Below are 17,968 nucleotides of genomic sequence, written 5' to 3' on the forward strand. Positions count from 1 at the left end.
CAGTTGGGAGATATATGGGGAGGGCCAAGCGCTTCGTCATCGCGGCCTTCCCCACTGGGCCCCGGCCTGCGCCGGGGTGGTTAGATACTTACAGGTCGATCAGGATGCGCGTCGGATCTTCGATCGCGTTCTTGAGCGCGACGAGAAACGTCACGGCTTCGCGGCCGTCGATCAGGCGGTGATCGTAGCTGAGTGCCAAGTACATCATCGGACGGATGACGACCTGGCCGTTGATCGCGACCGGGCGCTCCTCGATGCGGTGGAGGCCGAGGACCGCGGACTGGGGCGGGTTGATGATCGGGGTCGACATCAGCGAGCCGAACACGCCGCCGTTCGAGATGGTGAACGTGCCGCCCTTCATCTCGTCCATCTTGAGCGCGCCGTCCTTGGCGCGCTTGCCGAAGTCGCCGATCGTCTTCTCGATCGTCGCGACCGACATCTGGTCGGCATCGCGGATCACGGGGACGACGAGACCGCCCGGCGACGAGACCGCGACCGAGATGTCGGCGTAATCGTGATAGACGATGTCGTCACCGTCGATCGACGCGTTGACCGACGGGATATCGCGCAGCGCCATGGTTGCGGCCTTCACGAAGAAGCCCATGAAGCCCAAGCGGACGCCGTGCTTCTTCTCGAACAGGTCCTTGTACTTGGCGCGCGCCTCGATCACCGCGGTCATGTCGACGTCGTTGAACGTCGTCAGCATTGCGGCGGTGTTCTGCGCTTCCTTGAGGCGCTTGGCGATCGTCTGGCGCAGGCGAGTCATGCGGACGCGCTCTTCGCCACGGCCAGAGGCGGCGGGGGCGGCTGCAGGCGCAGGCGCGGCGGCCGGTGCGGGGGCAGGCTTGCTCGAGGCGGCGGCGGTCACGTCTTCCTTGGTGATGCGGCCGTCGCGGCCGGTGCCCTTGACGGTGCCCGGGTCGACGCCGTGCTCGAGCACCGCGCGGCGGACCGACGGGGAGAGCGCTGCGGGCGAGTCGCTGGTGCCGGCGCCGGGCTGATCGCCGTAACCTGCGCCGGACTCGTCCTTGGCGGGGGTTGCCGTGGCGGCGGGCTCGGGGGCCTTGGCGGGGGCTGCGGCGGCGCCGTCACCGGCGTCGATCGTGGCGAGCATCGCGCCGACCTGCACCGTGTCGCCGACCGCGACGGCGTGCTGGCCCATGACGCCGGCGACCGGCGACGGCACCTCGACCGAGACCTTGTCGGTCTCGAGGCTGGCGATGGGCTCGTCGACGGCGACGGGATCGCCGGGCTGCTTCAGCCACTCGCCGAGGGTGGCTTCGGTGATCGATTCACCAAGGACGGGGACGGTGACTTCGGTTGCCATTTTCTATCTTCCTATCGTTCCCCGGCGAAGGCCGGGGCCCAGGTGGGAAAGGTCATTTCTTAGCGACTGGCCTCCCCCGACTGGGCCCCGGCCTTCGCCGGGGAACAGTGAGGGTGGCGGTGTTACGATGCGCGGGTGCGGCGGATTTCGTCGCGGACGCTGTGGCCGAGTGCGTCGGCGACGAGTGCGCCCTGCTCGGCCTGGTGACGCTTCATCAGGCCGGTCGCGGGCGACGCCGAGGCGTTGCGCCCGGCGTAGCGCGCGCGCTTCACGGGCGAATTCACCGTTGCCAGCGCCTCCTCGATCAGCGGCTCGACGAAGAACCAGTAGCCGTTGTTCTTCGGCTCTTCCTGCGCCCAGACGATCTCTTCCAGGTTCGGCATCCGGGCGACGCGCTCGGCGATCGGGTTGCCGGGGAAGGGATAGAGCTGTTCGACGCGGACGATCTGCGTGTCGGTGTCGCCGTGCGCATCGCGCGCCTCGATCAGGTCGTAGGCGACCTTGCCGGTGCACAGGACGAGACGCTTCGTGTCGACGTCGGCCGCACCGTTGGTGTCGGACAGGAGACGACGGAAGTGGCTGTCGCCCTGGAAGTCCTCGGCGTTCGACACCGCGAGCTTGTGACGGAGCAACGACTTGGGGGTCATCACGATCAGCGGCTTGCGGAAGTTGCGGTGCATCTGCCGGCGGAGCAGGTGGAAGTAGTTTGCCGGGCTGGTGCAGTTCGCGACCTGGATATTGTCGTCCGCGCAGGACTGGAGGAAGCGCTCGGGACGTGCCGAGCTGTGCTCCGGTCCCTGCCCTTCATAGCCATGCGGGAGCAGCATCACGAGGCCGTTGGCGCGGAGCCACTTCGACTCGCCCGACGTGATGAACTGATCGATCATGATCTGCGCGCCGTTGACGAAATCGCCGAACTGCGCCTCCCAGAGGACCAGCGTCTTCGGGTCGGCGAGCGCATAGCCATATTCGAAACCGAGCACGCCGTACTCGGACAGCGGGCTGTCGAGCACCTCGAAATTGCCGTGCTCGATTTCCTGCAGCGGCACGTACTTGTGCTCGTCGGTCTGGTCGACCCAGACCGCGTGACGCTGCGAGAAGGTGCCGCGGCCCGAATCCTGGCCGGACAGACGGACGCCATAGCCCTCGGACAGAAGCCCGCCGAACGCGAGCGCCTCGCCGGTCGCCCAGTCGAAGCCCTTGCCCGACTTGAACATCTCGCGCTTGGCATCGATCACGCGCGCCAGCGTCTTGTGGATCTTCACGCTGTCGGGGACGGTCGTCAGCGTGCGGCCGAGCGAGTCGAACAGCTTGCTGCTGAGGCCCGTCTCGATGTTGCGGCGCGCGGACGAAGGATCGGTCGGCGCGCCGAGGCCGGACCAGCGACCGCCGAACCAGTCGGCCTTGTTCGGCTTGTACGACGAACCCGCTTCGAACTCGCCCTCGAGACGGAGCGTGAACTGCTTCACATTCTCGTCGATCCAGGGCTGATCGATCACGCCTTCCTTGATCAGGCGGTTGCCGTACACCGACGAGACGCCGGGGTGCTTGCGGATGATGTCGTACATCAGCGGCTGCGTGAAGGACGGCTCGTCGCCCTCGTTATGGCCGAAGCGGCGATAGCACCACATGTCGATGACGATGTCGCGGTGGAACTTCTGGCGGAATTCCATCGCCATCTTGGTGGCGAAGGTGACCGCCTCGGGATCGTCGCCATTGACGTGGAAGACCGGCGCCTGGACGCCCTTGGCGACGTCCGACGGGTATGGCGACGAGCGCGCGAACTGTGGCGAGGTCGTGAAGCCGACCTGGTTGTTGATGATGAAGTGGACGCAGCCGCCGGTGTTGTAGCCGCGGATGCCGGAGAAGCCGAGGCACTCCCAGACGATCCCCTGCCCTGCGAACGCCGCGTCGCCGTGGATCAGCACGGGCAGCGAAGCGACATGGTCCTTGAGGTCGTTGTTGAGCGTCTGGATCGCGCGCGTCTTGCCGAGCACGACGGGATCGGCGGCCTCGAGATGCGACGGGTTCGCGACGAGGCTCATATGAACCTTGTGGCCGTCGAACTCGCGATCGGTGCTGGTGCCGAGGTGGTACTTCACGTCGCCCGACCCGCCGATGTCATCGGGGTTGGCCGAGCCGCCGGCGAATTCGTGGAAGATAACGCGCAAGGGCTTCGCCATCACGTTGGCGAGCACGTTCAGACGACCGCGATGCGCCATGCCGATGACGATCTCGCGCACGCCCATCTGGCCGCCGTACTTGATGACCGATTCGAGCGCGGGGATCATCGACTCGCCGCCGTCGAGCCCGAAGCGCTTCGTGCCGACATATTTCTTGCCGAGGAATTTCTCCCACTGCTCGGCTTCGATGACCTTGTTGAGGATCGCCTTCTTGCCGTCGACGGAGAATTCGATCGCCTTGTCCTGGCCCTCCATGCGCTCCTGGAGGAAGCGGCGCTCCTCGACATCGGCGATGTGCATGTATTCGAGGCCGACATTGCCGCAGTAATTCTTGCGCAGCGTGTCGACGAGCTCGCGGATGGTCGCCCATTCGAAGCCCATCGTGCCGCCAAGATAGACCTTGCGGTCGATGTCGGCGTCGGAGAAGCCGTGATATTCGGTCTTCAGATCCTCGGGCATCTCGCGCTTCGAGAGACCCAGCGGATCGAGATTGGCGGCGAGATGACCACGGACGCGGTAGGTGCGGATCAGCATCTGCGCGCGGATCGCGTCGGCCGCGGCCTTGGCGATCTCGTCCTTCGAGACGGGCGCGGGCGCAGCAGCCGCGGGGGCGGGCTTGCCACCCTTTGCGGGCTTGGGCGCGGGCTCCATCTGGGTGGGATCGAGTGCTGCGGTGAGGTCGTCCGTGGTGGTCAGCGGCCAGCGCGCGCTTTCCCAGCTCGGGCCCTGCGCGGAGCCTTCGAGATCCTCGAAGAACGTCCGCCAGCCGGATTCGACCGAGGCCGGATCGGCGGTGAACTTGGCGTAGAGCGTCTCTACGAACGCCGGGCTGACGCCGGCTGCGATATCGCTGAAATCCTGGCCTTCGTAGCCCATCGTTCTCGTCCTCAGTGCCCTCTCCCCGCGGGGGAGAGGGAGGGGCCCGCCCGCACTTGCGGGTGGGAGGGTGAGGGCACGGGCGGTCACGTGCCCTCACCCTTCCGCTGCCAAGTGGCAGCTCCTTCCCTCTCCCCGGGGGGAGAGGGGTAGTACAATCAGCCCTTCAACACGCTCAGCAGCGTCTCGCCGAGCAGGCTGGGGCTTTCCGAGACGCGGATCCCGGCAGCTTCCATCGCCGCGATCTTGCTCTCGGCATCGCCCTTGCCGCCCGAGACGATCGCACCGGCATGGCCCATGCGACGACCCGGAGGCGCCGTGCGGCCCGCGATGAAGCCGGCCATCGGCTTCTTGCGGCCACGCTTGGCCTCGTCGATCAGGAACTGTGCGGCCTGCTCCTCGGCGTCGCCGCCGATTTCGCCGATCATGATGATCGACTGGGTCTCGTCGTCCGCCAGGAACAGCTCGAGCACGTCGATGAAGTTCGTGCCGTTGACCGGATCGCCACCGATGCCGACCGCGGTCGTCTGACCAAGGCCTGCGTTCGACGTCTGGAAGACCGCCTCATAGGTGAGCGTGCCTGAACGGCTGACAACGCCGACCGAGCCCTTCTTGAAGATCGAGCCGGGCATGATGCCGATCTTGCACTCGCCGGGGGTCAGCACGCCGGGGCAGTTCGGGCCGATGAGGCGCGACTTGGAACCCGACAGCGCGCGCTTGACCTTGACCATGTCGAGCACCGGAATGCCCTCGGTGATCGCGACGATCAGCTCGATGTTCGCGTCGATCGCCTCGAGGATCGAATCGGCGGCGAAGGGAGGCGGCACGTAGATGACCGACGCGGTCGCGCCGGTCATCGCCTTGGCTTCGGCGACGGTATTGTAGACGGGGAGGTCGAGGTGGGTCGTGCCGCCCTTGCCGGGGGTCACGCCACCGACCATCTGCGTGCCGTATTCCAGCGCCATCTTGGTGTGAAAGCTGCCGGTTTCGCCGGTCATGCCCTGCGTGATGACCTTGGTGTTCTTGTCGACGAGGATGCTCATCTTGTCTCGTTCCTTACCACCCCGGCGAAGGCCGGGGCCCAATTGGGAAAGCGGTCATGGTCGTGCGATGCGATCGTAAAGGTCGTCCCAGCCGGGATTGAAACCGTTGATCTCCCGCAATTTCCAGTCCCGCTTCCACTCCTTCATGTGCAGCTCGCGCTGCCGGGCGGCTTCCCAACTGCCGAGCAATTCGTACCAGACGAGTAGCTTGCAGTCGTACTTCTTCGTGAACCCTGCGACGACGCCATTGCGGTGTTCCCACACGCGCTTCGCCAGGTTCACCGTCGAACCGAGGTAGAGCGTACCGTTAAACCCGCTGGCCATGATGTAGACGCATGCTTGGTCTTCCATCACGGGGGCCTTCCCAATTGGGCCCCGGCCTGCGCCGGGGTGGTATTGCTTACCTCAGTTCATTTCCTCAGTTCAGGCTACCGTCGATACCCTTGCAGGCCACGATCAGTTCCTTGACCGCGTCGACCGAGACCTGGAGGTTGCCCTTGGCTTCGTCGTCGAGCTTGATCTCGACGATCTTCTCGACGCCGCCCGCACCGATCATCACCGGCACGCCGACGTAGAGATCGTTGAGACCATACTCACCCGAGACGTACGCCGCAGCCGGCAGGACGCGCTTCTGGTCGTAGAGATACGCTTCGGCCATCGCGATGCCGCTGGTGGCGGGCGCGTAATAGGCCGAGCCGGTCTTGAGCAAAGCGACGATCTCGCCGCCGCCGCCGCGCGTGCGCTTGACGATCGCGTCGATCTTCTCCTGCGTGGACATGCCCATCGCGATGAGATCGGGAACCGGGATGCCCGAGACGGTCGAGTAGGAGATGACCGGGACCATCGTGTCGCCGTGGCCGCCGAGCACGAAGCTGGTGACGTCCTTGACCGAGACCTTGAACTCGTCGGCGAGGAAGTGGCTGAAGCGCGACGAGTCGAGCACGCCGGCCATGCCAACGACCATGTGATGCGGCAGACCCGAGAATTCGCGCAGCGCCCACACCATCGCGTCGAGCGGGTTGGTGATGCAGATCACGAACGCGTCGGGTGCGTTGGCCTTGATGCCCTCGCCGACGGCCTTCATGACCTTCAGGTTGATGCCGAGCAGGTCGTCGCGGCTCATGCCGGGTTTCCGCGCGACGCCCGCCGTCACGATGATGACGTCCGCGCCGGCGATGTCGGCATAGTCGTTCGAGCCGGTGATCGTCGAGTCGAAGCCTTCGACGGGGCTGCACTGCGACAGATCGAGTGCCTTGCCCTGGGGGATGCCCTCGGCGACGTCGAACAGGACGATATCGCCCAGATTCTTGAGTGCTGCGAGGTGCGCGAGCGTGCCGCCGATATTACCGGCGCCGATCAGCGCGATCTTCTTGCGAGCCATTCCAATCCGTCTCCGTCTGTATGTGCGGGGTGATTGGTGACGCCGGTTACGCGCATTATGCCCTTACGGCAACCTCTAAAGCGGAAAAGTGAGGGCGTTATTGCAACTCGTTCGCATGAGCAATAAGGTGAAACCCACCCCGGCGGAGGCCGGGGCCCAATTGGGGGACGGTGCTAACGGAGCAATGCGCGCTGTTACTGCGACCTTTCCAATTGGGCCCCGGCCTTCGCCGGGGTGGTGCTCGGAGGGTCAGATATGCCCCTCGGCCAGATACTCCTCGGAGCGCATCTCTTCCAGCCGGCTGATCGTGCGGTCGAATTCGAAGCGGCCGTCGCCGGTTTCGTAGAGGTCGCCGGGCTGCGCATCGGCGGCAGCGAGGAGCTTCACCTTGTGTTCGTAGAGCGCATCGATGAGCGCGACAAAGCGGGCGGCCTCGTTGCGGCTGTCGGGTCCGAGCTTGGGGATGCCGACCAGGATGATCGTGTGGAACTTGCGCGCGATGGCGAGGTAGTCGGCCACCCCCCTCGCCTCGCCGCACAGCTTCTTGAAGCTGAATACCGCGACGCCCTTGAGCGACTTGGGGACGCGGAGCGTGCGGCCCTGCACCACGAGGTCTTCGGACGGGACGTGCTCGCTGTCGTCGGTCGAGAAATCAGTGAGGCGGAAGAACGCGGCGGAGAGCTGCGCGGTCGCCTCGGCGCCGTTGGGGACGAGCCAGGTGTCCTGGCTGCCGAGCCGGTCGCGGCGGTAATCGACGGGGCCGTTGAGGGGCAGCACGTCGAGACGCTGCTCGATCGTCGCGATGAAGGGGAGGAAATGCTCGCGGTTGAGGCCGTTCTTGTAGAGATCGGCGGGCGCACGATTGGACGTGGTGACGATCGTCACGCCGGAATCGAGCAGCGAGGTGACGAGCCGCGACAGGATCATCGCGTCGGGGCTGTTGGTGACCATCATCTCGTCGAACGCGAGCAGGCGCGTCTCGTCGGCGATCGCGGTGGCGACGGGGACGATCGGGTCGCCGACTTCCTTGCGACGCTCGGCGGCGATGCGCGCGTGGACCTCGAGCATGAACTCGCCGAAATGGACGCGGCGCTTCTTCTCGACCGCGGCGTTCTCGTAGAACAGGTCCATCAGCATCGACTTGCCGCGGCCGACGCCGCCCCAGAGGTAGACGCCGCGGGGGTCGGGTTTCTTGCCGGTGAGGCGGGCGAAGAAGCCGGTGGACTTGGGGGTGGCGAGTTCGGTGGCGAGCATGTTCAGGCGCGCGGCGGCGGCGGCCTGTTCGGGGTCGGGGCGGAGTTCGCCTGAGGCGACGAGGGCGTTGTAGGCGGCGAGGACGGTCATGCCGCCACCGCTTTTCCACCCCGGCGAAGGCCGGGGCCCAATTGGGAAGGCTTCGATAACGGAGCGGGGCGGTTGAACAATGATCGTGTCCCAATTGGGCCCCGGCCTTCGCCGGGGTGGTGTTATGTGGCGGTGCCGGCGCTTGAAAGCTTGCCGGACGGCTTGCGGATCGTGGCCGAGAAGGCGGCGATCTTCGCTTCGTCGTCGCCTTGCACCACGAGGCCCCGCAGGAACAAGAGGCGGCCGGTCTCCTTGAGCACCTCGACCTGCGCCTCGATCGGTGCGCCGACCTTGCCGCCGCCGATAAACTGCGTGTTGAGATCAAGCGTCACCGCGGTGCCGGCGGTGATCAAGCCGAAGCCCCTTGCGGCCGCAAACAGTGCGACGTCGATGAACGCGAGGAGCGCGCCGCCATGGACGTTGTTCTGGAGGTTGGAGTGGCGATGCTCGGGGGTGATGCGGACGCGGACGATCTGGCCGTCGACGCGGTAGAGCATGGGGCCGAGGAGGGTGTTGAAACGGGTCGGGTCGGAGAGCGACCAAGTACGCCAGCCCGGGTTGGCGGGGTCTTCGGCTTCTACGAAATGGGGTTTGTCAGTCATAATTGCCGTTCGTGCCGAGTAGAGACCGAGCGAAGTCTAGGGCTCGTATCGAGGTACATGTCCTTCAATACGCCATCTCGACACGCTCGATGGCTACTCGGGACGAACGGAGTGGGAGGGAGTTCCGTCCCCCCTTTCGGGATCAAACCACCCGTTCGGCTTCCATCTTCTTGATCTCGGCGATCGCCTTGGCGGGGTTCAGACCCTTCGGGCACGCGTTCGCGCAATTCATGATCGTGTGGCAACGATACAGGCGGAACGGATCCTCGAGCTCGTCGAGACGCTCGCCGGTCATCTCGTCGCGGCTGTCGGCGAGCCAGCGATAGGCCTGCAACAGGATCGCCGGCCCCAGGAACTTGTCGCTGTTCCACCAGTAGCTCGGGCACGAGGTCGAGCAGCACGCGCACAGGATGCACTCGTACAGGCCGTCGAGCTTTGAGCGGTCGGCGGGCGACTGGAGCCGCTCCTTGCCCGAGGGCGGCGGGGTGACGGTCTGCAGCCAGGGCTTGATCGACGAATATTGCGCGTAGAAATGCGTGAAGTCGGGGACCAGGTCCTTGATCACGTCCATGTGCGGCAGCGGGGTGATCTGGACCTCGCCCTTGCAATCCTCGATCGCGGTCGTGCAGGCCAAGCCGTTCTTGCCGTTGATGTTCATCGAGCAGGAGCCGCAAATGCCCTCGCGGCACGAACGACGGAAGGTGAGCGAGCTATCCTGCTCGCTCTTCATCTTGATCAGCGCGTCGAGCACCATCGGGCCGGTCTCGTCGAGATCGAGCGCGAACGTGTCGTAGCGCGGGTTTTCGCCCGAGTCCGGATCGTACCGGTAGACCTTGAAGGATTTCAGACGCTTGCCCCCGCTGGTCCCATGAGTCACCGGGGCGTGCTTGACGCCCTTCTTGACGACACTGTTCTTCGGGAGCGAGAATTCGGCCATTGCGAGCGGTCCGTCCGTGGTGTGATGATAGGTTGTCAGAGCCGATACATGACAGCGGCCCTCCCCGCAAACCCTTAGCTTAGCAGGTGCAACATGCGTCACACCTGCCCGGTACTGCCGAAGCGCCCCGTCAGATGATGTCGAGGATGAGCCCCAGATCGCGTGCCTCTTCGGCTTCGATGTACCAGTTGGAGGGGGCCTTTTTCTTTAGCTCTTCGAGCGATACCTTCGAGCCCTCGACGATCGCGCGGAAGCCTTCCTCCTGGATGTTGATCGAGTCCTCGATCTCGTGGAGCTTGGCTTTCAGCGCGTAGGACAGCGTGTTGAGCGGGCCGTTGAGCTGGATCGTGCTCTGCATCTGCCGCTCGTGGATCATGATCCGGCTGCCGCGCGTGAGGAAGCGGCTGTCGACCGGGAAGGCGGACATGAACGTCGCGCCCGCCGAATAGACCGCGACCTTGCCGAGGAAGAGCGTCTCGCGGCCGGTATAGTCGCGGAGCAGGCGGATATTGTCGCCCATTGCGCGCGCGACTTCGGGGTCGCCGCCGAGCGTGGTGATCGAGACGACGAGGGGGCCGTCGGCAGGCGCCGCGGCGAGTTGCGATTTGAAATTATCGTACATCGCGTCGTCGACCGGGCCGTGGAGGTGGACGTGCGGGGCGGCGAGCAACGGGTAGTTGCGAGCGTTCGATGCGGGGGATGTGTCGGTCATGCGCGGGCAACTTTCGCAGGGGCGGCGAGTTCCGGGCGGCGACACAAAAGGACGGGCTAGAGCTTCGTCGAGATCCCCGCCTGCTTCAATATGGCGTTGGCCGTATGGCGAGACAGGATCGTACCATCGACGACGATCGGGCGGGGTGCGAGCGGGCTGTGCCAGATCTCGTGATCGCCCTTGCCGCTTCGCACGAAAATGCACCCGTTTGCCGTCAGGATTGCGCGAACCTGCGCGGCATACCCCCGAACCATGCCCGGTCAGGCCGCAATCTCGAAGTCCCGCTCGTGATGCGCGATGATGCGGATGCGATGCGGCCCGGCGAGGCGCGCGGGGTCGGCGATATCGTCAGCATGAATGTCGAGAAGTTCTGGCAGCATGGCGCCTGCCTTTGCAGCCAGTGCTTCCAACGTCGTCGCGTCTGCGGCAAACCCGGGGATGTCGCCGTCTACCGAATACCAAACGCTGGCTTCGGGATCATAGTCCGCGCGGATCGTCCAATGCGCCATGTCCAGCCTCGCCTTGCCGCAGGGTGTGCGAGCCGGTTTACGCGGGATTGCGGCTGGGCGCCACCGTCCGCTGTTGCCGGATCGGATGCGGGAGGGCGTTGACGCGCAATATCGGCGTTCTCCTGCGAACGCAGGAGGCCAGGGTAACGGGACGCGGCGCTTGGGATCCTGGGCTCCTGCGTTCGCAGGAGGACGGCTTAGCCTGGGCGGCTGTTTGTGCGCTTGTGCTGGAGGATCCAGCCTACCAGGCCGCCGGGCACGCCGCCGACGAGCGAGAAGAGTGCGTAGAAGGTGATCGCGATCTTCTGCGGCTCTTCGCCGGCGCCGGGGGTTTCAATCCCGAAGACGTAGATCGCGGTCAGGATCGCGACGAGCGCCGGCCAGAGAAAGCCGGCGATCATCGGTGGGAAGCGAGTCAGGAGCCCCACCGCGACGGGCACGAGAAACCCGATCGCGATGATGGCCCAGATCATCAGTATACCCGCTTCTTGGGCTTGATGTAGTCGACGTCGTCAGTGAGCGTGTAGTCGTGGACCGGGCGGAAATCGATCTTGGTCTCGCCGCCCTTGCCGCCCCAGCCGTTGAAGGTGGTGATGGTGTGCTTCATCCAGTTGGCATCGTCACGCTCGGGGAAGTCCTCGTGCATGTGCGCGCCGCGCGACTCGGTGCGGTTGGCCGCCGAGTTCATCGTGACGACGGCCTGGCCGATCAGATTGTCGAGCTCCATCGTCTCGACCAGATCGGTGTTCCAGATCATGCTGCGATCCTTCACGGCGACGTCGGTCATCCGGTTGTAGATCCCGGCCATCTTCTCGACGCCCTGGTTCAGCAACTCGGTGTCGCGGAACACGGCGCAATGCTTCTGCATGGTCTGCTGCATGTCGAGACGGATCTGCGCGGTCGGCGAGCCGCCGCTCGCGTTGCGGAAGTGATCGAGACGCGTGAGCGCGAGATCTTCCGAACCCTTGGGCAGCGGCGCGTGCGCGGTGCCGGGCTTCAGCGTGTCCTTGATGCGCAGGCCGGTCGCGCGGCCGAACACCACGAGATCGATCAGGCTGTTCGAGCCGAGACGGTTGGCGCCGTGAACCGAGACGCACGCGGCCTCACCGACCGCGAAGAGGCCGGGGACGACCGCATCGGGGTTGCCGTCGACGAGGTTGACGACCTCGCCGTGGAAGTTGGTCGGGATGCCGCCCATGTTGTAGTGGACGGTCGGCGTGACGGGCAGCGGCTGGCGCGTGAGATCGACGCCGGCAAAGACCTTGCCGGTCTCGGTGATGCCCGGCAGGCGCTCGGCAAGCACCTTGGGATCGATGTGATCGAGGTGCAGGAAGATGTGGTCGCCGTTCTTGCCGACGCCGCGGCCTTCGCGCATTTCGAGCGCCATCGAGCGGCTGACGACGTCGCGCGAGGCGAGGTCCTTCGCCGACGGAGCATAACGCTCCATGAAGCGCTCGCCCTCGGAGTTGGTCAGGTAGCCGCCCTCACCGCGTGCGCCCTCGGTGATGAGCACGCCCGCGCCGTAGATGCCGGTCGGGTGGAACTGGACGAACTCCATGTCCTGCAACGGAAGCCCGGCGCGGAGCACCATCGCGTTGCCGTCGCCGGTGCAGGTGTGCGCGGAGGTCGCCGAGAAATAGACGCGGCCATAGCCGCCGGTGGCGAGCACGGTCTGGTGGCTGCGGAAGCGGTGGATCGAGCCGTCTTCCATGCACAGCGCGATGACGCCGCGGCAGACGCCGTTTTCCATGATCAGGTCGAGCGCGAAATACTCGACGAAGAAGTCCGTATTGTACTTCAGGCTCTGCTGGTAGAGCGCGTGGAGCATCGCGTGGCCGGTGCGATCGGCGGCGGCAGCGGTACGCTGGACCGGGGGCCCCTCGCCCATGTTCTGCATGTGGCCGCCGAACGGGCGCTGATAGATCGTGCCGTTCTCGTTACGGCTGAACGGCATGCCGGCATGTTCGAGCTCGTACACCGCCTGCGGGGCCTCGCGGCACAGATATTCGATCGCGTCCTGGTCGCCGAGCCAGTCGGAGCCCTTGACGGTGTCGAACATGTGCCAGGTCCAGTGATCCGGCGAGTTGTTACCGAGCGACGCGGCGATGCCGCCCTGGGCGGCGACGGTGTGCGACCGGGTCGGGAAGACCTTGGTGATGCACGCGGTCTTCAGCCCGCTCTCGGCGATGCCCATCGTGGCGCGCAGGCCCGAGCCGCCGGCCCCGACGACGACCGCATCATAGGTATGATCGATGATCTTGTACGAAGCAGACATTACGCGGGGGCTCCGGAGAAGGCGACCTTGAGGATCGCGAACAGGGCGATGCCGCCCAGCGTGAAGGTGAACAGGTTGAGCAGGATCATCGCCACGACACGGCTCTCGCCATGCTGGTAATCCTCGATCACGACCTGAAGACCGAGACGGAAATGATAGAAGACCGACAGGATCAGCAGCGCCATCGGCACCGCGACCCACGCCGATTGCAGCCACAGATGGACCGCGGCGTAGTCATAGCCGGGCATGCGCGCGACCGAGATCATCAGCCAGAGCATGAGGAACAGGTTGGCGCCCGCGGTCAGGCGCTGCCGCCACCAGTGAAGCGTGCCGTGCTTGGCGCTGCCGAGGCCGCGGACGCGACCGACTGCCGTACCGCTACCCATTACTTGATCCCCATGTAGAGCCAGAACACGACCGTGAGCGCGACGCTTGCGACCATCGTCGCGATCGCGCCCATCTTGTTCCGCTTCAGTTCGTAGCCGGCGCCGGTATCGAGCACGAAGTGGCGGATGCCCGTCATCATGTGCTGGAACAGCGACAGCGTCAGGCCGACCGCGACGATATAGCCGAGGATGTTGAGGCCGCCGGTATCGCGCGTAAACACGTCGACGAAGGTGGCGTAGGCCTGATCGCCCGCGGCGATCGCGGCGAGCCACCAGACGAGCAGCAGGCTGCCGACGGTCGCCATCCCGCTGCCGGTCGCGCGGTGCAGGATCGAGACCAGCATGTGCGGGCCCCATTTATAGACCTGCAGATGGGGAGAAAGCGGGCGTGCCGGGTTGCGCGATGCCAAGGGCGGAGTCCTCGAACCAGAAGATGACGAACCAAAAACGGTCTTGGCCCGGAATATAGAGATCGGGCGACCTATTAGCCACCATGTGCTGCGATGCAACCCATTGGGGGCGATCCGATAACCCAAGGCAATGGTTGGCGCTCCACGCGGCTCGACGACGCAGATATCCATCATTGCGGTTTTGAAATCGTCCGCGACGCGGTCGACACGGCCCCATCCCTAACCCGCTCTTAAGACATGCGGTGTAGCGCTGGGCCGGTATTCCCGATCCGGAGCCCAGCATCTTGACCACCACCGACCTGCCGGAACCCGGCGTGATCGCCGCCTCCGTCGACCTGGCCGCCCGTCTGCGCGTGTTCGACTTCGACGGCTCGCTGGCTGGCGCAAGTCGCGAAGTATGGGCCGCGCTCGCGCCCGAGATCACGCATGTCTCGAAAGCGTATTGGGAGCAGTGGCTGCGCTGCTTCTCCGACGAACGGATCTGGGCGCCGCACGAGACCGAGCGGATGATCGAGGTGGGCTGCACGTTCCTGCGCAATCGCTTCCTCGAGACGAGCGGGCGCGCCTGGATCGAGTCGGTCGAGCGGTCGGTCGCGGCCGCCTATGTCGCGTCCGTATCGCCGATGGCGCTGCTGTCGATGATCAGCGCGAGCGACCGTGCCGCGCTCGAGGTGCTGATGCGCAGGGTCGACCGATCGGACGCCAAGCTGCCGATCTTCATCGATACGCTGATGCGACTGTCCGCGCTCGAAGGCGAGATCACCGTCGCGATCTATAACGCGTACAGCACGCATTCCGCGCAGAACGCGCGCGATACGCTGGCGGCGGAGTTCCGCGACGGCATCGCGGCGATGGTCGAGACCGCGACCGACGAAGGGCATATGCTGCGCGAGCAGGCAATGCGCAGTTCGGCGTCGACCCGCGCGGTGCTGGGCAAGGCGAGCGAAGTCGCCGCGGCCGCCGAGCAATCCGCGGTCGCGATGCGCGAAGCCGCGCAGACCGCCGCCGGGCTGATCCGCGCGATCGAGGATGCGCGGACCGAGGTCGAGGCTGCGGCCGAGATCGCCAACCGGGCGTCGGTGCAGGCGGGCCAGGCGGTCGGCATGTCCGAAACACTGAGCGATCATGCCAAGTCGATCGAATCGATCCTTGGGCTGATCCGCGACATTGCGGGGCAGACCAATCTGCTCGCGCTCAACGCGACGATCGAGGCGGCGCGCGCAGGCGATGCGGGCCGCGGCTTCGCGGTGGTGGCGCAGGAGGTCAAGAGCCTGGCCAACCAGACCGCGCGCGCGACCGACGACATCGCCGCGAAGATCGCCGCGATCCAGTCCGCGACCCGCTCGACGGTCGAGACCAACGCGTCGATCAAGTCGACCGTGGCGGAGGTGCAGGAGAGCGCCGACCGGATCCGCTATGCGATGGAAGCGCAGGCGCAGACCGTGACCGCGATCACCGCAGCGGTCGACGAGACGGCGCTCGCCGCCGATTCGATGTCGACCACGATCGCGGCGATCCGCGAGGATACCGAGACGGTCGCGACCGAGATCGACGGCGTCGGCCGCGGCTTCGACGTGCTCGACTCGCGGCTCGGCAATCTGAAGAACAGCGCAGGGGATTTCGTCGCCAAAGTCGCCGCATGAATGACGCTCAGGAGGGGCTATGATCGATCACCAGGAGAGCATGGCCGTCCCGGCCGGCGAGACCAAGACCCGCAGTCCGGTGCGCAACTGGGGCGGTGATCAGCGGCCGCTGCGCGAGCGTGTGCATGATTATGATTGGGACGGGTTGATCGAGCCCGCCTGCGCGACGCTTAGCGCTTTGCTGGAACCCGAGGATCGGCGCCAGATCGCCGAGACCTTCTGGCGCCATTACCTCTCGCTCGACTCGGCGCAACATTTGCTGCGGCATTTCACGCCCGCGCTGCTCGATCAGCGGATCGCCGCGAGCACCGAATATGTGCGGCTGAAATACGTTGCCCCCAACGACGATGCGTGGAAGGCGATGGCGATCGACCATGCGCAGGATTCGCATCGCGCGGGCGTCCCCCTGCCCGCGCTGCTGTCGTCGCTGGCCTTTGCGCACAGCGTGACGCTGAACCTGCTGGCGGATCGGCTCACGGGCGACCTGTCGGGGATGCGGACGCTGAGCGACGTGGTCCAGCGGCTGGCGCTGATCGAGGCGGATATCATGGCATCGCATCTCGGCGCGAGCGATGCGGAGGCGGCACGGATCGAACGACAGACGCGGGCGACCGAGTTTCGCAGCAGCATCGCCGCATCGATTGAGGATACCGCGGCGCTGGGTGCGCGGATCCGCGTGCAGGCGGCCGGGACATCGGCCTCGACCCGCGGCATGATCGGCCGCACGAGCGAGGTCGCGGCGGCGGCGGAACAGTCGGCGGTGGCGATGCGCGAGGCGGCACGCACCACCGCCGGGCTGATCCGCGCGATCGAGGACGCCCGCGGCGAAGTCGAGGCCGCGGGCACGATTGCCGACCGCGCCTCCGCCCAGACCGGCGAGGCGGTCGGCGTATCGGAAGCGCTGAGCGAGCACGCCAAGTCGATCGAATCGATCCTGGGCCTGATCCGTACCATCGCCGGGCAGACCAATCTGCTCGCGCTGAACGCCACGATCGAGGCGGCACGCGCAGGCGATGCCGGGCGCGGCTTTGCGGTGGTCGCGCAGGAGGTGAAATCGCTGGCCAACCAGACTGCGCGCGCGACCGACGACATCGCCGCTAAGATCGCCGCGATCCAGTCGGCGACCGCGGCGACGGTCGCGACGAATGCCCAGATCAAGTCGACCGTCGCCGAGGTCCAGCGCAGCGCTGCGCGGATCCGGCACGCGATGGAGGCGCAGGCGCAGACCGTCAGCGCGATCACCGCGGCGGTCGACGAAACCGCGCTGGCGGCGGATCTGATGGCGCACACCATCGCCACGATCCGCGAGGACACCGAGACCGTGGCCTCCGAGATCGACCAGCTCGGCCACGCGTTCGGCGCGGTCGACGATCAGCTGGGGGTCTTGCGCTGCGCTGCGAACGGATTTTCGGCGAGCGTCGGGTAGGATTTTGCGCAGGCGGTCGAGGCCTCGCCGGCGTGCCGAGACGCGGAGTTCATCATGCAGGGGACAAGACGGGCTGCCCGATAGGCTACCAGTGGGGGCGACCGGTCCGCGTCCAGACCCAGCCGAACATGCGGCCTAGAAGCGCGGGCAGACCGGGCCTGAGCAAAAGCCATTCGCGGGTCGGCGCGCTTTCCGGTGATGGTATCGGCTGGCCGGAGGCATTTCTGGCGGCACGGTAGATGCCGTCGCCGGTTTCGATCGCGATCGCACCGCCCGCGCCATCGATCGAGGCCTCCGACTGGCGGATCATCCGGGCGAGCACCGGATCGGCCACCGCCGCGCGCCAGAATGCGCGGTCGTCGAGCGGGGTTGGCGCAGCGCGTCCGGGCGTGCGCTCGAGCGCGATCCAGCGCTGCGCGCGGGCGATGGCGATCAGCGCGGTCGCGGCGGGATCGCCGTCGCAGATCGGGCCCAAGCGCAGGCCGTTGATCTGCGCGGCCAGCGTCACGAGGGCGATCCTGAGCGCGGCGTCGGTCGCGCCCAGCGCCACGCCGACGCTGCGGAACGGCCAGCGGCATCCCGGAACCGCCGCGACCCCGAACCGGCGATGCCCGACGAACGGCAGCGCGACGACCGGCGCGCCATCCTCCTCGACGACCAGCGTTCGCGCCGCGCCGCCATAAGCGGCCAGCGCGGCGGCGTACCAGCCGAAGCGAAGGAAGCGGTGGCTCGGCGGCCCGCGCTCGGCGACGATGTCGATCGCCGCGGCCAGCCCTTCGACCACGTCACCGCGCACGGTCGGCGGCAAGCGGACGAAGTCGGCCAGGAGCATCGGCTTGGACATGCGACCTCCGATAGCGCGTGGCGGGGCCGGATTGCATGTCATTTCGTCGGTTGTCGCCCGATTACAGCGA

Annotated in this window: 18 protein-coding genes; 2 read left to right on the forward strand and 16 right to left on the reverse strand. The window is 66.1% G+C overall.

Features of this window, described 5'->3' with window-relative positions; all coding sequences use genetic code 11:
• Positions 1 to 88: 88 nt before the first annotated feature.
• The 15 genes from odhB to sdhC form a co-directional block, all read right to left on the reverse strand.
• Positions 89 to 1,327 carry a 2-oxoglutarate dehydrogenase complex dihydrolipoyllysine-residue succinyltransferase gene (odhB, locus tag ASF00_RS01840; protein ID WP_055873329.1) on the reverse strand — a complete coding sequence of 413 codons (1,239 nt, stop codon included), beginning with the start codon at positions 1,325 to 1,327 and terminating at the stop codon, positions 89 to 91.
• A 122-nt stretch (positions 1,328 to 1,449) separates the two neighbouring features.
• Positions 1,450 to 4,386 carry a 2-oxoglutarate dehydrogenase E1 component gene (locus tag ASF00_RS01845; RefSeq protein WP_055873331.1) on the reverse strand — a complete coding sequence of 979 codons (2,937 nt, stop codon included), beginning with the start codon at positions 4,384 to 4,386 and terminating at the stop codon, positions 1,450 to 1,452.
• A 158-nt stretch (positions 4,387 to 4,544) separates the two neighbouring features.
• Complete coding sequence (gene sucD / locus ASF00_RS01850) at positions 4,545 to 5,429, reverse strand: succinate--CoA ligase subunit alpha (protein ID WP_055873333.1); 885 nt, start codon at positions 5,427 to 5,429, stop codon at positions 4,545 to 4,547.
• A gap of 54 nt (positions 5,430 to 5,483) precedes the next feature.
• Positions 5,484 to 5,780 carry a GIY-YIG nuclease family protein gene (locus ASF00_RS01855; RefSeq protein ID WP_055873335.1) on the reverse strand — a complete coding sequence of 99 codons (297 nt, stop codon included), beginning with the start codon at positions 5,778 to 5,780 and terminating at the stop codon, positions 5,484 to 5,486.
• Between the two features lie 67 nt (positions 5,781 to 5,847).
• The gene (mdh, locus tag ASF00_RS01860; RefSeq protein ID WP_055873338.1) at positions 5,848 to 6,810 is read right to left on the reverse strand and encodes a malate dehydrogenase; all 963 of its coding nucleotides are present in this window, start codon (positions 6,808 to 6,810) and stop codon (positions 5,848 to 5,850) included.
• Positions 6,811 to 7,059: 249 nt separating this feature from the next.
• Positions 7,060 to 8,154, reverse strand: coding sequence for a cell division protein ZapE (gene zapE / locus ASF00_RS01865; protein ID WP_055873340.1), 1,095 nt, complete (start codon positions 8,152 to 8,154; stop codon positions 7,060 to 7,062).
• Between the two features lie 122 nt (positions 8,155 to 8,276).
• Positions 8,277 to 8,756 carry a PaaI family thioesterase gene (locus ASF00_RS01870; protein WP_055873343.1) on the reverse strand — a complete coding sequence of 160 codons (480 nt, stop codon included), beginning with the start codon at positions 8,754 to 8,756 and terminating at the stop codon, positions 8,277 to 8,279.
• 142 nt (positions 8,757 to 8,898) lie between these two features.
• On the reverse strand, positions 8,899 to 9,693 hold the full coding sequence (locus ASF00_RS01875) for a succinate dehydrogenase iron-sulfur subunit (RefSeq protein WP_055873347.1): 795 nt from the start codon (positions 9,691 to 9,693) through the stop codon (positions 8,899 to 8,901).
• Positions 9,694 to 9,823: 130 nt separating this feature from the next.
• Positions 9,824 to 10,405, reverse strand: coding sequence for a ClpP family protease (locus ASF00_RS01880; RefSeq protein WP_055873349.1), 582 nt, complete (start codon positions 10,403 to 10,405; stop codon positions 9,824 to 9,826).
• Between the two features lie 56 nt (positions 10,406 to 10,461).
• A complete protein-coding gene (locus ASF00_RS01885; RefSeq protein WP_055873352.1) occupies positions 10,462 to 10,659 on the reverse strand; it encodes a type II toxin-antitoxin system HicA family toxin in 198 nt (65 codons plus the stop codon).
• A 6-nt stretch (positions 10,660 to 10,665) separates the two neighbouring features.
• A complete protein-coding gene (locus ASF00_RS01890) occupies positions 10,666 to 10,914 on the reverse strand; it encodes a DUF1902 domain-containing protein (RefSeq protein WP_055873357.1) in 249 nt (82 codons plus the stop codon).
• Positions 10,915 to 11,111: 197 nt separating this feature from the next.
• The gene (locus tag ASF00_RS01895; RefSeq protein WP_055873358.1) at positions 11,112 to 11,387 is read right to left on the reverse strand and encodes a hypothetical protein; all 276 of its coding nucleotides are present in this window, start codon (positions 11,385 to 11,387) and stop codon (positions 11,112 to 11,114) included.
• Positions 11,387 to 13,189: a succinate dehydrogenase flavoprotein subunit gene (gene sdhA, locus ASF00_RS01900; protein WP_055873361.1), complete on the reverse strand. Its 1,803-nt coding sequence runs from the start codon at positions 13,187 to 13,189 to the stop codon at positions 11,387 to 11,389. Before sdhA ends, ASF00_RS01895 begins: the two co-directional genes overlap by 1 nt.
• A complete protein-coding gene (gene sdhD, locus ASF00_RS01905; protein WP_055873364.1) occupies positions 13,189 to 13,575 on the reverse strand; it encodes a succinate dehydrogenase, hydrophobic membrane anchor protein in 387 nt (128 codons plus the stop codon). The genes sdhA and sdhD overlap by 1 nt, the downstream gene beginning before the upstream one ends.
• Entirely contained in the window at positions 13,575 to 13,985 is a 411-nt protein-coding gene (gene sdhC, locus ASF00_RS18895) for a succinate dehydrogenase, cytochrome b556 subunit (protein WP_055873367.1), read from the reverse strand. Before sdhC ends, sdhD begins: the two co-directional genes overlap by 1 nt.
• Positions 13,986 to 14,284: 299 nt before the next feature.
• On the opposite strand from sdhC, the gene ASF00_RS01915 reads away from it, so the two are divergent.
• Together ASF00_RS01915 and ASF00_RS19210 are read left to right on the forward strand one after the other, a co-directional pair.
• Positions 14,285 to 15,628, forward strand: coding sequence for a methyl-accepting chemotaxis protein (locus ASF00_RS01915; protein WP_055875221.1), 1,344 nt, complete (start codon positions 14,285 to 14,287; stop codon positions 15,626 to 15,628).
• Between the two features lie 19 nt (positions 15,629 to 15,647).
• Complete coding sequence (locus ASF00_RS19210) at positions 15,648 to 17,054, forward strand: methyl-accepting chemotaxis protein (protein WP_235525551.1); 1,407 nt, start codon at positions 15,648 to 15,650, stop codon at positions 17,052 to 17,054.
• Positions 17,055 to 17,139: 85 nt separating this feature from the next.
• On the opposite strand, the gene ASF00_RS01925 is transcribed toward ASF00_RS19210, so the two are convergent.
• Positions 17,140 to 17,898, reverse strand: coding sequence for a hypothetical protein (locus tag ASF00_RS01925; RefSeq protein ID WP_055873370.1), 759 nt, complete (start codon positions 17,896 to 17,898; stop codon positions 17,140 to 17,142).
• Between the last annotated feature and the right edge of the window lie 70 nt (positions 17,899 to 17,968).

Source organism: Sphingomonas sp. Leaf34 (assembly GCF_001421805.1).
GTDB lineage: Bacteria > Pseudomonadota > Alphaproteobacteria > Sphingomonadales > Sphingomonadaceae > Sphingomonas.

Bases quoted from the DNA above. Each gene is read 5' to 3' on its own strand.
- sucD (WP_055873333.1), bottom strand. From the start codon at position 5,429: ATGAGCATCCTCGTCGACAAGAACACCAAGGTCATCACGCAGGGCATG.
- ASF00_RS01845 (WP_055873331.1), bottom strand. From the start codon at position 4,386: ATGGGCTACGAAGGCCAGGATTTCAGCGATATCGCAGCCGGCGTCAGC.
- ASF00_RS19210 (WP_235525551.1), top strand. From the start codon at position 15,648: ATGATCGATCACCAGGAGAGCATGGCCGTCCCGGCCGGCGAGACCAAG.
- zapE (WP_055873340.1), bottom strand. From the start codon at position 8,154: ATGACCGTCCTCGCCGCCTACAACGCCCTCGTCGCCTCAGGCGAACTC.
- ASF00_RS01875 (WP_055873347.1), bottom strand. From the start codon at position 9,693: ATGGCCGAATTCTCGCTCCCGAAGAACAGTGTCGTCAAGAAGGGCGTC.
- ASF00_RS01925 (WP_055873370.1), bottom strand. From the start codon at position 17,898: ATGTCCAAGCCGATGCTCCTGGCCGACTTCGTCCGCTTGCCGCCGACC.
- ASF00_RS01885 (WP_055873352.1), bottom strand. From the start codon at position 10,659: ATGGTTCGGGGGTATGCCGCGCAGGTTCGCGCAATCCTGACGGCAAAC.
- ASF00_RS01895 (WP_055873358.1), bottom strand. From the start codon at position 11,387: ATGATCTGGGCCATCATCGCGATCGGGTTTCTCGTGCCCGTCGCGGTG.
- sdhA (WP_055873361.1), bottom strand. From the start codon at position 13,189: ATGTCTGCTTCGTACAAGATCATCGATCATACCTATGATGCGGTCGTC.
- mdh (WP_055873338.1), bottom strand. From the start codon at position 6,810: ATGGCTCGCAAGAAGATCGCGCTGATCGGCGCCGGTAATATCGGCGGC.
- ASF00_RS01880 (WP_055873349.1), bottom strand. From the start codon at position 10,405: ATGACCGACACATCCCCCGCATCGAACGCTCGCAACTACCCGTTGCTC.
- ASF00_RS01855 (WP_055873335.1), bottom strand. From the start codon at position 5,780: ATGGAAGACCAAGCATGCGTCTACATCATGGCCAGCGGGTTTAACGGT.
- odhB (WP_055873329.1), bottom strand. From the start codon at position 1,327: ATGGCAACCGAAGTCACCGTCCCCGTCCTTGGTGAATCGATCACCGAA.
- ASF00_RS01870 (WP_055873343.1), bottom strand. From the start codon at position 8,756: ATGACTGACAAACCCCATTTCGTAGAAGCCGAAGACCCCGCCAACCCG.
- ASF00_RS01890 (WP_055873357.1), bottom strand. From the start codon at position 10,914: ATGGCGCATTGGACGATCCGCGCGGACTATGATCCCGAAGCCAGCGTT.
- sdhD (WP_055873364.1), bottom strand. From the start codon at position 13,575: ATGGGTAGCGGTACGGCAGTCGGTCGCGTCCGCGGCCTCGGCAGCGCC.